This window comes from Streptomyces sp. NPDC007088 (assembly GCF_042869355.1).
In the GTDB taxonomy this organism is placed as follows: domain Bacteria; phylum Actinomycetota; class Actinomycetes; order Streptomycetales; family Streptomycetaceae; genus Streptomyces.
The window spans coordinates 1-13,303 of sequence record NZ_JBIAFO010000002.1 but is presented as its reverse complement, the minus strand read 5'-3'; the positions used below and the strand labels follow the sequence as shown (position 1 = coordinate 13,303).

Below are 13,303 nucleotides of genomic sequence, written 5' to 3'. Positions count from 1 at the left end.
GAAACGCGTGACCGAGCATCCCACCTCCCCCGAGGGCCGGCAGCACAGTGGCCGCCGCCCCGAAGCCCCCGCCGACCCGCGCGGGGCGCTGCTGCGCGCCGAGGCCCCCGAGGCCGCCGGACCGGTCGCGCTGCCCGGCCAGGACAACGGCCCCGCCTCCGGCGCGGGCGGGGAGCGTGACACCGGGCCGGGCGAACCGCTGGGCCACACGAGGGACGGGGAGCCCGGCGTGGCCGCCGTGGAGGGAGCGCGCCCACGCGGGGAGCAGCCGCGGGGGAGCGACCCGGGTCTCGTCCCCGGGCTGGGCCTCGGGGTCGCCTCGACGGGCATGCGGGCGTTCACGGAGGACGAGAAAGCGCTGTCCTCCCCGCAGGCGCGGGAGCGCCGCGAGGGCGAGCGGCTGCGTTTCGTGGGCTCGGCGACCCGGCGGATCGCCCGCGGCATCGACCTCGACGAGATCGTGATGGGCCTGTGCCGGGCCACGGTGCCGACCTTCGCCGACGCGATCCTCGTGTACCTGCGCGATCCGCTGCCGGTGGGCGAGGAGCGGCCGAGCGGCCCGCTCGTGCTGCGGCTGCGGCGTACCGACCGCATCCCGGAGGGGCAGACCGACAGCGAGACCGGCGCGGTGTCCGGTTCGCTGCTCCCGGCGGCGCCGACCGCCGAGGGCGGGGTGCGCGGCGCGGAGCTGTGCCGGGTGCGGGGCGGCGGGGCGCTGGCCGAGGTGCTGCGCGGGGTGCGCCCGGTCTTCGGCGGCTCGCCCGCGGCGCTCGCCGCGCTGCCGGAGCTGCTGGGCGAGGACGCGGTGCCGCCGCTGCTCGGTGAGGACGGGCAGCGGGCGATCCTCGCCCCGTTGCGCGGCCGGCGCCGGGTGATCGGCGCGGCCGTGTTCCTGCGCGGCCCGGACCGGGTGCCGTTCGCGCCGGACGACCTGCTGGTGACGGCGCAGCTGGCCACGCACAGCGCGCTCGGCATCGACAAGGCGGTGCTGTACGGCCGCGAGGCGTACATCGCGGACGAGTTGCAGCGGATGATGCTGCCGGAAACACTGCCCAACCCGACCGGCGTACGCCTCGCGAGCCGCTATCTGCCGGCGGCGGAGACGGCGCGGGTGGGCGGCGACTGGTACGACGCGATCCCGTTGCCCGGCTCCCGGGTGGCGCTCGTCGTGGGCGACGTCATGGGCCACTCGATGACCTCGGCGGCGATCATGGGCCAGTTGCGTACGACGGCGCAGACCCTCGCGGGCCTGGACCTGCCCCCGCAGGAGGTCCTGCACCATCTGGACGAGCAGGCGCAGCGGCTGGGCACGGACCGCATGGCGACCTGCGTGTACGCCGTGTACGACCCGGTCGCGCACCGCATCACCATCGCGAACGCGGGGCATCCGCCGCCCGTGCTGCTGCACCTGGGCGGCCACGCGGAGGTCCTGGACGTGCCCTCGGGCGCGCCGATCGGGGTCGGCGGCGTCGACTTCGAGGCGGTCGAGCTGGACGCCCCGGCGGGCGCGACGCTGCTGCTGTACACGGACGGCCTGGTCGAGTCGCGGCTGCGGGACGTGTGGACCGGGATCGAGCAGTTGCGCGAGAAGCTGGTGGTCACGGCCCAGCTGACGGGCGTGGACCACGCGCCGCCGCTGGAGGCCCTGTGCGACGAGGTCCTCGACATGCTGGGGCCGGGCGACCGGGACGACGACATCGCGCTGCTCGCCGCCCGCTTCGACGGGATCGCGCCGAGCGACGTCGCGTTCTGGTTCCTGGAGGCCGAGCCGGCGGCGGTCGGCCGGGCCCGCCGGCTGGCCCGGGAGGCCCTGGAGCGCTGGGACCTCACCGAGCAGATCGACACGGTGGAGCTGCTGGTCAGTGAGGTGGTGACCAACGCGGTGCGGTACGCCTCGCGGCCGGTGACCCTGCGCCTGCTGCGTACGGACGTGCTGCGCGTGGAGGTGGGCGACGACGTCCCCCAGCTCCCGAGGCTGCGCAACGCCCGCTCCACGGACGAGGGCGGCCGCGGCCTCTATCTGGTCAACCGCCTGGCCCGCCGCTGGGACGCCACCCGCCTGAGCAACGGAAAGATCGTCTGGTTCGAACTGAACCTCTGACCCCGCCACCGACGAGCGCCCCCGCACCTCGCCCCGCCCCCACCCGGCCCGTCCGGCGCCTGAGGACGAGGCCGGAGGGCCGCACAGCCACACCCCGCCCCCACCCAGCCCGTCCGGCGCTTGAGGACGAGGCCCGAAGGGCCGATTACCCCCGCCCCCAGAGGGCACCCGGCACGGTACACGCGCCCACCACCCCGCGTAGCCAACAGGCACTCCGTGTTGCCGACAGGCCACCCGCCCAGTTGACTGGCCTGGTGGACGAAGCGACCCGACCCCACCCCCACTGACCGGGAGGACGCTCGTGACCGAGGATGTGCGCAACCCGAAGGCGCCGTACACCACGAACAACGCCGGTATCCCCGTGGAGAGCGACGAGAACTCGCTGACCATCGGGCCGGACGGACCGATCCTGCTCCAGGACCACTACGCCATCGAGAAGATGGCCCAGTTCAACCGGGAGCGGGTCCCCGAGCGCGTCGTGCACGCCAAGGGCTCGGGCGCCTACGGGTTCTTCGAGGTGACCAACGACGTCAGCCAGTACACGAAGGCCGACCTCTTCCAGCCGGGCAAACGCACCGAGATGCTGGCGCGTTTCTCGACCGTCGCCGGGGAGCAGGGCTCGCCCGACACGTGGCGTGACCCGCGCGGTTTCGCGCTGAAGTTCTACACCGAGCACGGCAATTACGATCTGGTCGGCAACAACACCCCGGTCTTCTTCGTCCGGGACACGATCAAGTTCCAGGACTTCATCCGCTCGCAGAAGCGGCACCCGCGCACCGGTCTGCGCTCCAACGACATGCAGTGGGACTTCTGGACCCTGTCCCCGGAGTCGGCGCATCAGGTGACGTACCTGATGGGTGACCGGGGCGTGCCGAAGACCTACCGCCACATGAACGGCTACGGCTCGCACACCTTCATGTGGGTGAACGGCGGCGGGGAGCGGTTCTGGGTCAAGTACCACTTCCACACCGACCAGGGCCTGGACTTCCTGACCCAGGCCGAGGCGGACGAGCTGGCCGGCCACGACGCGGACAAGCACCGCAGGGACCTGTTCGAGTCGATCGAGTCGGGCAACGCGCCGAGCTGGTCGCTGAAGGTCCAGGTCATGCCGTTCGAGGACGCGGCGGACTACCGCTTCAACCCCTTCGACCTGACGAAGGTGTGGCCGCACTCCGACTACCCGCTCATCGACGTGGGCCGGATGGTGCTCGACCGCAACCCCGAGGACTTCCACGTCCACATCGAGCAGGCCGCGTTCGAGCCCTCCAGCATGGTGCCCGGCATCGGCCCGTCCCCCGACAAGATGCTGCTGGGCCGGCTGTTCTCCTACCCGGACACGCACCGGTACCGGATCGGCCCGAACTACGCGCAGCTCCCGCCGAACCGTCCGCACTCCCCCGTCAACTCGTACGCGAAGGACGGGCCGATGCGGTACGTCCCGTCGAACACGGCGATGCCGTACGCCCCGAACTCGTACGGCGGCCCGGCGGCCGACGTGGAGCGGTTCGGGGACCCGGCGGGCTGGCACGCGGCCGGGGAGATGGTCCGGGAGGCGTACACGCTGCGCCGGGAGGACGACGACTGGGGGCAGGCGGGCACGATGGTCCGCAAGGTCTTCGACGACGCGGCCCGCGACCGCTTCGTGGACAACGTGTCGGGGCACCTGCTGCAAGGCGTGACCCCGCCGGTGCTCGCGCGCGCCGTGCAGTACTGGCGCAACGTCGACAAGAACATCGGCGACCGCATCGCCGCGAAGGTCGGACAGCCCTGACGGGTACCCGGCCGTGGGGAAGGGGCCCCGGTCCACGCGCCTGGCGCGCGGGCCGGGGCCCCTTCACGTGTCCTCGTCCGTGCCCCGTCCCGAGGCGGGTCGCGCTACTGGTCCTCGCCACCGCCGAACAGGCCGGGCGAGTCGGGCTCGGGCGGCAGCGAGGGCCCGCCGGGGCTCTCCTGGCCGCCGGGCGGCTCCGGCTGCGAGGGCGGAGCCGGCGAGGACGGGTCCGGGACGGACGGCGAGGGCGGCTCGGGCGTCTGGGAGGAGGGCGTCGGGGAGGGCGAGGACCGCGTGGGCGAGGGCGTCGGGCTCGGCGTGGGCGAGTCCGAGGGCGAGGGCGAGTCCGAGGGGCTCGGCTCCGGCGGCGGGGCCACGGCCGCGCCCATGTCGGTGTCGAGGTCGAATTTGCTGGGCGCGCCCAGGACGTCGAAGGTGTAGTCGGCCCAGATCTGCGCGGGGAACCCGCCACCGTTGACCCGGCCGCCACCACCGGCGCCGCTCACCGAGACCTGGCTGCCCTTCTTGAGCGTCCTGCCCTTGACCTCGCGGGGCCCGTCGGCCTCCCCGAAGATGCCGACGGAGGTCACGAGGCCGGGGGTGTAGCCGGTGAACCAGGCCGACTTGTTGTCGTCGGAGGTGCCGGTCTTGCCCGCGACGGCCTGGCGGGAGTTGCGCACGGCGGCGCCCGTGCCGTCGTCCACCACCCCGGTGAGCACCGAGGTCACCGAGTCGGCGGCCTCGCGGCTTATCACCTGCTCGCCCAGGGCGCTGGGCAGGTCCATCTCGGCGCCCTCGTGCTGCACGGACTTCAGGATCTGCGGGCTGACCTTGCGGCCGTGGTTGTCGAGCGTCGCGTACACGCCGGCCATCTGCAGGGGGCTGGCGCCCATCGAGCCGAGGGTCTGCGCGGGCACCGCCTGGAGGTCCTTGGCGTCCATGCCGAGGGCGTCGGCGGTCTGGAGCACCTTGTCCATGCCGACGTCCACGCCCATCTGCGCGAACACCGAGTTGATGGACTTGTTCATGGCCTTCTGGACGGTGACGGGACCGTAGTCGACGTCGTCCTCGTTGGGCGGGGCGAACCCTATGCCGCTGCCCTTGACCGGCCGCCTGCTCGTGCCGTCGTAGATCGTGGACGCGGTGATCGGCTTGCCGTCCTGGGTGGTCGCCTGGTTCTGGAGGGCGGCCGCGAGGATGAGGGGCTTGAAGGTCGAGGCGGCCTGGTAGTCGGCGCGGGTCGCGTTGGAGGTGTAGTGCTCGGGGTAGCCCGCGCCTCCGTACAGGGCGAGCACCTTGCCGTTCTTCGGGTTCACCGAGACGGCGCCCGCCTGCACGTCGGCGTCCACCTTCCGGGTCTTCGGGTCGAGCTTGGAGGTCAGCTGCCGCTTGACGGATCTCTCCAGCTGCCGCTGCTTCCCGCGGTCGATGTTGAGCGTGATCGTGTAACCGCCCGCGTCGACCTTGGCCTTGGCCTCTTCGTAGGAGAGTCCCTGGGTCTCCAGCCGGCGGATCAGCTCGTTCTGCGCGGCTTCCTTGAGGTAGCCGGCCTGGCCCTTGAGCCCCGGGTCGGGCTTCGGGCCGCGCGGCACCGGGAACTTCAGCGAGGAGCGCTCGCCCGCGTCCAGCCAGTGCTTTTCGACCATGTTGTCGAGGACGTAGTTCCAGCGCTTGGTGACGAGTTCCTTGCCCAGCGGGGTGGCCGAGGACCAGTCGTACTGACTCGGGGCCTGGAGCAGCGCCGCGAGGTAGGCGCCCTGCCCGACCTTGAGGTCCTCCGCGTCGACCCCGTAGTACGCCTGGGCGGCGGCCTGGATGCCGTAGGCGCCGCGGCCGTAGTAGCTCGTGTTGATGTACCCGGCGAGGATGTCGTCCTTCGAGTACCGCTGGTCCACCTTCAGGGAGATGACCAGTTCCTTGAGCTTGCGGCTGACCGTCTGGTCCTGCGTGAGGTAGTAGTTCTTCACGTACTGCTGGGTGATCGTCGACCCGCCCTGCTTGCCCTTGCCGGCGAGGGTGTTGAGCACGCCGCGCGCGGTGCCCTTCAGGTCGACGCCCTTGTCCGTGTAGAAGGACTTGTTCTCGGCGGCGACGAAGGTGTGCTGCACCTTCTTGGGGACCCGGTCCAGCCCGACGATCTCCCGGTTGCGCTCACCGGTCCTGGCCATGACCGTGCCGTCGCTGTACTTGTAGACGTTGCTCTGGATGCTGGCGTCCGCGTTGCCCTCGGGGACGTCCACGTAGAAGTAGACGCCGACCAGCCCGGCTATCCCGAGCAGGCACAGCCCGAAGAGGGTGCCGAGGATCTTCTTCCAGGTGAACAGGCGGCGTATGCCGCCGCGCCGGGCGCCACCGGCCCCCCGGCCGGAGCGCTGTCGCGCTCGCCTCTCCTCTGCTCGCCCCATGCTCGACGGCCCCGCTCCTCATGGCCGCCGTGGCGGCCGTTGCCTCTGGTCAGCTCTCGGTCAGCGCTGAAAAGTCAGCTCTGAAAACTAACACCGCACCCTGGGACAAACGCCCGTCGATCCGGTCTTTTCCGGACGTGACAATGAGCACCCGCCCCTCGCGTCACGCCGGTTCACCGGTCCGCCCCGCAATCTCACCTCCCACTGATTCCGACTCCCTCAGGGCGTGAACGGTTGCCGGGAAGGGTAAAGTGATATCACTTAGATAGCCGGGAGCCGGTCCTCCGGACGGCCGGGTGCCGTCGCGACGCCGCGGCTCCCGGCCCGCTCCGTGCGCCGGGAGCCCGGCACACACAGGCACATACCGGCGCACACCGGCACACCGCGCCACACACAGAACGGGGACGCCATGACCGAGCCGCACGAGACTCCGCCCACCACGCCCGCCCCTCACCCCTCCCCCGCCGCGCGGGACGCCGTCCCGGGGGACCTGCCCGAGATGCCGAAGCCGCGGGTGCGCGAGTTCACCGCGCAGAGCATCGGCGGCGGGCTCGCCCTGCTGCTGGGGCTGATCGGCCTCGTCGTGGGCCTCGGCCTGGCGGTCTCCGCCACCGCCTTCGACGCGACAGCGGTCAAGGCCGTCCTCATCGTGGTCGGCGTCCTGCTCGCGATCGGCTCGTGCTTCGCGATGTCCGGGCTCAACATGGTCGCCCCCGGCGAGGCCCGGGTGGTCCAGCTCTTCGGCCGCTACCGGGGCACGATCCGGGTGGACGGGCTGCGCTGGGTCAACCCGCTGACCTCGCGGGAGAAGATCTCGACCCGGGTGCGCAACCACGAGACGGCCGTCCTGAAGGTCAACGACGCGTACGGCAACCCGATCGAGCTGGCCGCCGTCGTGGTGTGGCGGGTCCAGGACACCGCTCAGGCGAGCTTCGAGGTGGACGACTTCCTGGAGTTCGTCTCCACCCAGACCGAGGCCGCCGTACGGCACATCGCGATCGAGTACCCGTACGACGCGCACGAGGAGGGCGGGCTCTCGCTGCGCGGGAACGCCGAGGAGATCACCGAGAAGCTCGCGGTGGAGCTGCACGCGCGGGTCGAGGCGGCGGGCGTCGAGATCATCGAGTCCCGCTTCACCCACCTCGCGTACGCCCCGGAGATCGCCTCCGCGATGCTCCAGCGCCAGCAGGCCGGGGCGGTCGTCGCGGCCCGCCGGCTCATCGTGGAGGGCGCGGTCGGCATGGTCGAGCAGGCGCTGGCCCGGATCACCGCGCAGGACATCGTGGAGCTGGACGAGGAGCGCAAGGCGGCCATGGTCAGCAACCTCCTGGTGGTGCTGTGCGGGGACCGCGCGGCCCAGCCCGTCGTGAACACGGGCACGCTCTACCAGTGACCGGACCCGTGAGCGGACAGCCGGACCCGCCGGAGCGGGAGCCGCGGGGCGCGCCGGAGGCCGCACAGGCGCGGCCCTCCCGGCGGGCCCGGCCGGAGCGCAAGCAGGTGCTGCTGCGCCTCGACCCGCTCGTCCACGACGCGCTCGCCCGCTGGGCCGCCGGTGAACTGCGCAGCACCAACGCGCAGATCGAGTTCCTGCTGCGCCGCGCGCTCGCCGAGGCGGGCCGGCTGCCCGGTTCCGCGGCCCCGATCGCCCGCCGGGGCCGCCCCCGGCGGGAGCCCTCGGCGGCGGCCGGCGGCGAGCCGGAGCGCCCGGCGGCGGCCGACGGCGAGGACGGCGAGGACGGCGCCCCCTGAGCGAGGGGTGGGCGACGAGGGGCGGGCCGGCCAGAGGCCCGGTCACGGACCGGGCCGGCGACCGTCCGGCCCCGCACCCGACGGCCGGTGACCTGCTGCGACGCGGGTCACCGGCCGTCGCTTCATCCAGCTGTACACGGGGGGTATACACACGGCGTATACCTCGTGTGTAGAGTGCTCGCCATGTCCATCGGTCACACACTTCTCGGTCTCCTGGAGTCGGGGCCCCGCCACGGTTACGACCTGAAGCGCGCCTTCGACGAAAAATTCGGGCACGACAAGCCGCTGCACTACGGCCAGGTCTATTCGACGATGTCCCGCCTGCTGCGGAACGGCCTCGTCGAGGTCGACGGCATCGAGCCGGGGGAGGGCCCCGAACGCAAGCGGTACGCGATCACCGACGCCGGGGTCACCGATGTCCGGCAGTGGCTGGCCACTCCGGAGAAGCCGGAGCCGTATCTCCAGTCGACCCTGTACACCAAGGTCGTCCTCGCCCTGCTGACCGGCCGCGACGCGCGCGACGTCATGGACGTCCAGCGCGCCGAGCATCTGCGGCTGATGCGTTCGCTGACCGAGCGCAAGCGCTCCGGCGATCTCGCGGACCAGCTGATCTGCGACCACGCGCTGTTCCACCTCGAAGCGGATCTGCGCTGGCTGGAGCTGGCCACCGCCCGTCTGGGCAGACTCACCCGGGACGTGATCGGATGATCCCCGCCGGCTCGCTGCTCCGCGCGCAGGGCCTTCGCAAGACCTTTGGCCGCACCCCGGCGCTGGACGGCGCGGACTTCTCGATCCACCCCGGCGAGGTCGTCGCCGTGATGGGCCCCTCGGGCTCCGGCAAGTCCACGCTGCTGCACTGCCTCGCCGGGATCGTGGAGCCCGACGAGGGCCTGATCGTGTACGACGGCGCCGAGCTGAGCGCGATGCCGGAGAGCCGGCGCAGCGCGCTGCGCCGCAGCGACTTCGGCTTCGTCTTCCAGTTCGGCCGGCTGGTGCCCGAGCTGACCTGCGTGGAGAACGTCGCGCTGCCGCTGCGGCTCAACGGCGTACGGCGCAAGGAGGCCGAGCGGCACGCGCTGGGCTGGATGGAGCGCCTGGAGGTGGCGGACCTGCGCGGCAGCCGTCCCGGGGAGGTCTCGGGCGGTCAGGGACAGCGGGTCGCGGTGGCCAGGGCCCTCGTCACCAGCCCCCGGGTGCTGTTCGCCGACGAGCCGACCGGCGCCCTCGACTCCCTGAACGGGGAGCGCGTCATGGAGCTGCTGACGGAGGCCGCGCGCTCGACCGGGGCGGCCGTGGTCCTGGTGACCCACGAGGCGCGGGTCGCGGCGTACTCCGACCGCGAGGTCGTCGTACGCGACGGGAAGTCCCGCGACATGGAGCAGTACGTATGAGCGCGCTCGACGAGCGGCCGGCGACCGCCCCCGCGTCCCCGCCGCCGGGCCGCCCGGCGCGGGGGGCGGCCGCGTGGGCCAGGGACCTGGCGAGGGGCGTACGGCTGGCCGTGGCGGGTGGCCGAGAGGGCTGGATCAGGGCGGCGCTGACGGCGTTCGGCGTGGGCCTCGGTGTCCTGCTGCTGCTCACCGCGTCCTGCGTACCGACGCTGAACGCGCGCCAGAGCGAGCGCTGGCAGAGCCGCACCCCTCAGTACACGGAGGCGGCCGCCGCCGCGCACGACCCCCGCGCCTTCCGGGTCGGGGACGCGAGCAGCGAGTACCGGGACCGCACGATCGGCGGCTACGTCGTCCGGAAGACGGGCCGCAACGCGCCCGCGCCCCGGGGCACGGACCGCTTCCCCGCGCCCGGCGAGATGTTCGTCTCCCCGGCCCTGCACGATCTGCTCGCGGACGGCGCGAACCGGACGCTGCGGGAGCGGTTCGCGCCGTACAAGGAGGCCGGGACGATCGGCCGTTCGGGGCTGGAGCAGCCGGGTGAGCTGTTCGTGTACCTCGATCCCGGAGGGCGGGTGGACACCCGGCACCGCGCCGAGCTCGCTTACGCGCACGACTGGGCGAAGAACAAGGGCCAGGAGCCGGACCGGCTCGACCCGGTGCTACTGGCCCTGATCGTCGTGGTCTGCGTGGTGCTGCTGACGCCCGTCCTGATCTTCATCGGTACGGCGGTGCGCTTCGGCGGGGAGCGGCGCGACCGCAGGCTCGCCGCGCTGCGGCTGATCGGCGCGGACGTCGCGACGACCCGGCGGACGGCCGCCGGGGAGGCCCTGTTCGGTTCGCTGCTGGGCCTGGCCCTGGGCGGCGGGCTGTTCCTGGTGGCGCGCCGGCTGGCCCCGCACTTCTCCGTCAGCGGGGCGAGCGCCTATCCGGAGGACCTGACGCCGGTGGCCTGGATCGCCGTCCTGGTGTGCCTCGCGGTGCCGGTGTCGGCGGTCGTCGTGACGCTGTTCTCGCTGCGCGCGGTGGCGATCGAGCCGCTGGGCGTGGTGCGGGACGCGGCCCCGCGCGGGCGCCGGCTGTGGTGGCGGCTGGTGGTCGCCCTGGCCGGGATCGCCGTCCTGCTGTCCGACCAGCGGCTGCGGTCCACGCCCGGCGAGCGGGCCGGGCAGGCGATCGACCCGTACCGGCTGGGCGGCGGCGCGACGCTCACCCTGCTCGGGCTGACCCTGCTGCTGCCGTGGCTCGTCGAGTACGTGGTGCGCGAGGCGCGCGGGGGTCCGGTGCCGTGGCAGCTCGCTGTCCGCAGGCTCCAGTTGAGCAGCGGCACGGCGGCCCGCGCGGTGAGCGGGATCACCGTCGCGGTGGCGGGGGCGGTGGCGCTCCAGATGATGCTGCTCGCGACGAGCGCGGACTTCCGGAAGGTGACCGGCGAGGACGTGGACCGGGCCGGTATGGGGGTGTACTCCCCGGTCCCCGACGTGGACCTCTCCCGCAGGCTCAGCGCGGACCTGTCCCGGGTCCCCTCCGTGGAGAAGGTCATGAGCGCGGTGACCGGCTACGCCCACGAACCGGGCGCCGACATGAACGCGGACCGGGTCCGGACCGTGTTCCTGACCATCGGCGACTGCGCGACGCTCCAGGAGATGGCACGGATCGGGCACTGCGCGGAGGGCGACGCCTTCCGCGTGTTCATGCCGGACGACAAGGAGTACGACAAGGACACCCGGGCCCTGGCGCGCCCCGGGCGGCGGATCGACCTCGACCCCAGCGGCGACCACCCGCGGCTGTGGACCGTGCCGGGGCACCTGCGCGACGTGGTGGCCCGCGAGGACCCGGGCGGCGACCTGACGGGCGGCCTGTACCTGACGCCCTCGGCGATCGCCACCAAGGTGCTGGACGCGGGCTCCGGTACGACCACCACGGTCAAGCTCGACGACTCGGTGCCCGACGCGGCGGATCTCGCGCGCAACGCGGCCCTGCGGATCGATCCCACGATGCGGATCTGGACGTACGGCACGACCGAGCGGGACTCCGTCTACACGAGCGTCCGGCACGGTCTCCAGGTGGGCGCCGTGCTCACGATGCTCATGATCGCGGCCTCCCTGCTGGTGACGATGATCGAGCAACTGCGGGAGCGCAGGCGGCTGCTGGCGGCCCTGACGGCCTTCGGCACCAGGCGCTCCTCGCTGGCCTGGTCGCTGCTGTGGCAGACGGCGATCCCGATGACGCTGGGGCTCGCGCTCGCCACGGCCGGCGGCCTGGGGCTGGGCGCGGTGCTGGTCCGGCTGGTCGGCAAGGAGGTGACCGGCTGGTTCGTCTTCCTGCCGATGGTGGGCGTGGGCGCGGCGCTGATCCTGCTCATGACGCTGCTGAGCCTGCCGGTGCTGTGGCGGATGATGCGCGCGGACGGTCTGCGCACGGAGTGAGCGGCCCCGCCACGGACGGCGTGCGCGGCTGAGCCGCATCCCGGCCGGCCCGGCCCGCCCGGCCGTACCGCCGGGCGGGGAACCCGGTACCCCTTGCCCCCGCGCCCAGGGGTACCGGGTTCCCCCTCGCGCGCCCGCCTCACTCTCCCGGGCCGGTCTCCCGCCACGCCTGCTCCAGGCGCTGGACGACCTGCCACATCGGGGCGTCGCGGCGGGCGACGAGGACCACGCTCTCCTCGCTGCCGCTCCAGGTACGGCGGACGAGGTCGAGGGCCTGGTCGACCCCGGTGACGGCGTCCCCCCGGCCGCCCGAGCGCAGCCAGGCCCGCAGACCGTGGTTGTGCGCGGCGACGACACTCGCGGCGATCACGTGGGCGCGCACCCCGCCGTCGGACACGCCCGCGAACCGGCTCTCCAGGTAACGGGCGATGGCCCGCTCGTAGCGCCACACCATGGACAGCTCGTACGACTTGAGCGCGGGCACCTTGCGGGTGAGGGCGTAGCGCCGGACGGAGAACTCGGCGTCCCGGGCGTACATGCGGGTCACCAGTCGCGCCGCCCCGCAGACCAGGCCGACCGGGTCGGGGGCCGCGAACCCCTCCTCCAGGTAGGCGTTCATGTCGGCGAGCACGCGCTCGTGGTCGGGGAAGACCACCTCCTCCTTCGTCGGGAAGTACCGGAAGAAGGAGCGCCGGCCGACCCCGGCGCGGCGCACGATGTCGTCCACGGTGGCCCCGTCGTAACCGTGCTCGGCGAACAGGTCGAAGGCCGCCGCGACCAGCAGCTCCCGGATCGGCGCCTTCTCCTGCCGCTCCCCCGCCGCCGGCCCGTCCCCGGGCTTCGCGGGCCCCTCCCCGGACGCCTTCGCCGCGTCCCCGGCGGGCCTGTCGCGCTGCTCACTCATGCCACGAACATACCGGCCTTTCCCCCTGTGGCACTTGGTGCCATCATGAAGGGAACTCGATACCTTTTCGCACCGACCTTGATGAGATGCTGATGTCTGATTCCGACTTCGATCTGTACCGTCCGGCGGAGGAGCACGACATGCTCCGGGAGACGGTCCGCGCGCTGGCCGAGGCGAAGATCGCGCCGTTCGCGGCCGAGGTGGACGAGCAGGGCCGCTTCCCGCAGGAGGCGCGGGACGCGCTGACCGCCGCCGACCTGCACGCCGTGCACGTGCCCGAGACCTACGGCGGCGCGGGCGCCGACGCCCTGGCCACCGTCATCGTGATCGAGGAGGTGGCGCGCGTGTGCGCCTCCTCCTCCCTGATCCCGGCCGTCAACAAACTCGGCTCCCTGCCCGTGATCCTCTCCGGGTCCCAGGAGCTGAAGGCGAAGTACCTTCGGCCGCTGGCCCGGGGCGACGCGATGTTCTCCTACGCCCTGTCCGAGCCCGACGCGGGCTCGGACGCGGCGGGCATGAGGACCAGGGCGGTACGCGAGGGCGACTCCTGGGT

Annotated in this window: 10 protein-coding genes; 8 read left to right on the top strand and 2 right to left on the bottom strand. The window is 72.8% G+C overall.

Going from position 1 to position 13,303, the window contains the following annotated elements; genetic code table 11:
- Positions 1–7 precede the first annotated feature (7 nt).
- Positions 8–2,101, top strand: coding sequence for a SpoIIE family protein phosphatase (locus tag ACFYMP_RS03180; RefSeq protein ID WP_388849656.1), 2,094 nt, complete (start codon positions 8–10; stop codon positions 2,099–2,101).
- Between the two features lie 301 nt (positions 2,102–2,402).
- Positions 2,403–3,872: a catalase gene (locus ACFYMP_RS03175; protein ID WP_388849653.1), complete on the top strand. Its 1,470-nt coding sequence runs from the start codon at positions 2,403–2,405 to the stop codon at positions 3,870–3,872.
- Positions 3,873–3,976: 104 nt separating this feature from the next.
- Here the strand turns inward: ACFYMP_RS03175 and ACFYMP_RS03170 are convergent, their stop codons facing one another.
- Positions 3,977–6,277: a transglycosylase domain-containing protein gene (locus ACFYMP_RS03170; RefSeq protein ID WP_388849650.1), complete on the bottom strand. Its 2,301-nt coding sequence runs from the start codon at positions 6,275–6,277 to the stop codon at positions 3,977–3,979.
- A 409-nt stretch (positions 6,278–6,686) separates the two neighbouring features.
- Between ACFYMP_RS03170 and ACFYMP_RS03165 the strand changes: the two genes are divergently transcribed.
- The 5 genes from ACFYMP_RS03165 to ACFYMP_RS03145 all read left to right on the top strand — a co-directional run bounded on the left by ACFYMP_RS03165 (position 6,687) and on the right by ACFYMP_RS03145 (position 11,846).
- Positions 6,687–7,670 carry an SPFH domain-containing protein gene (locus tag ACFYMP_RS03165; RefSeq protein ID WP_388849647.1) on the top strand — a complete coding sequence of 328 codons (984 nt, stop codon included), beginning with the start codon at positions 6,687–6,689 and terminating at the stop codon, positions 7,668–7,670.
- Positions 7,667–8,029 (top strand): hypothetical protein, encoded by a 363-nt coding sequence (locus tag ACFYMP_RS03160; protein WP_388849644.1) that lies wholly within the window; start codon positions 7,667–7,669, stop codon positions 8,027–8,029. The genes ACFYMP_RS03165 and ACFYMP_RS03160 overlap by 4 nt, the downstream gene beginning before the upstream one ends.
- A gap of 183 nt (positions 8,030–8,212) precedes the next feature.
- Complete coding sequence (locus ACFYMP_RS03155) at positions 8,213–8,737, top strand: PadR family transcriptional regulator (protein WP_388849642.1); 525 nt, start codon at positions 8,213–8,215, stop codon at positions 8,735–8,737.
- The gene (locus ACFYMP_RS03150) at positions 8,734–9,420 is read left to right on the top strand and encodes an ABC transporter ATP-binding protein (protein WP_388849639.1); all 687 of its coding nucleotides are present in this window, start codon (positions 8,734–8,736) and stop codon (positions 9,418–9,420) included. Before ACFYMP_RS03155 ends, ACFYMP_RS03150 begins: the two co-directional genes overlap by 4 nt.
- On the top strand, positions 9,417–11,846 hold the full coding sequence (locus ACFYMP_RS03145; RefSeq protein ID WP_388849636.1) for an FtsX-like permease family protein: 2,430 nt from the start codon (positions 9,417–9,419) through the stop codon (positions 11,844–11,846). Before ACFYMP_RS03150 ends, ACFYMP_RS03145 begins: the two co-directional genes overlap by 4 nt.
- A gap of 139 nt (positions 11,847–11,985) precedes the next feature.
- Here ACFYMP_RS03145 and ACFYMP_RS03140 read toward each other — a convergent pair whose 3' ends face one another.
- Positions 11,986–12,750, bottom strand: coding sequence for a TetR family transcriptional regulator (locus ACFYMP_RS03140; protein WP_388849633.1), 765 nt, complete (start codon positions 12,748–12,750; stop codon positions 11,986–11,988).
- 92 nt (positions 12,751–12,842) lie between these two features.
- On the opposite strand from ACFYMP_RS03140, the gene ACFYMP_RS03135 reads away from it, so the two are divergent.
- A partial coding sequence (locus ACFYMP_RS03135) for an acyl-CoA dehydrogenase family protein (RefSeq protein ID WP_388849630.1) occupies positions 12,843–13,303 on the top strand: 461 nt, incomplete at its 3' end.

Coding starts and splice junctions, on each gene's coding strand:
- ACFYMP_RS03150 (WP_388849639.1), top strand. CDS start 8,734: ATGATCCCCGCCGGCTCGCTGCTCCGCGCGCAGGGCCTTCGCAAGACC.
- ACFYMP_RS03140 (WP_388849633.1), bottom strand. CDS start 12,750: ATGAGTGAGCAGCGCGACAGGCCCGCCGGGGACGCGGCGAAGGCGTCC.
- ACFYMP_RS03165 (WP_388849647.1), top strand. CDS start 6,687: ATGACCGAGCCGCACGAGACTCCGCCCACCACGCCCGCCCCTCACCCC.
- ACFYMP_RS03170 (WP_388849650.1), bottom strand. CDS start 6,277: ATGGGGCGAGCAGAGGAGAGGCGAGCGCGACAGCGCTCCGGCCGGGGG.
- ACFYMP_RS03145 (WP_388849636.1), top strand. CDS start 9,417: ATGAGCGCGCTCGACGAGCGGCCGGCGACCGCCCCCGCGTCCCCGCCG.
- ACFYMP_RS03155 (WP_388849642.1), top strand. CDS start 8,213: ATGTCCATCGGTCACACACTTCTCGGTCTCCTGGAGTCGGGGCCCCGC.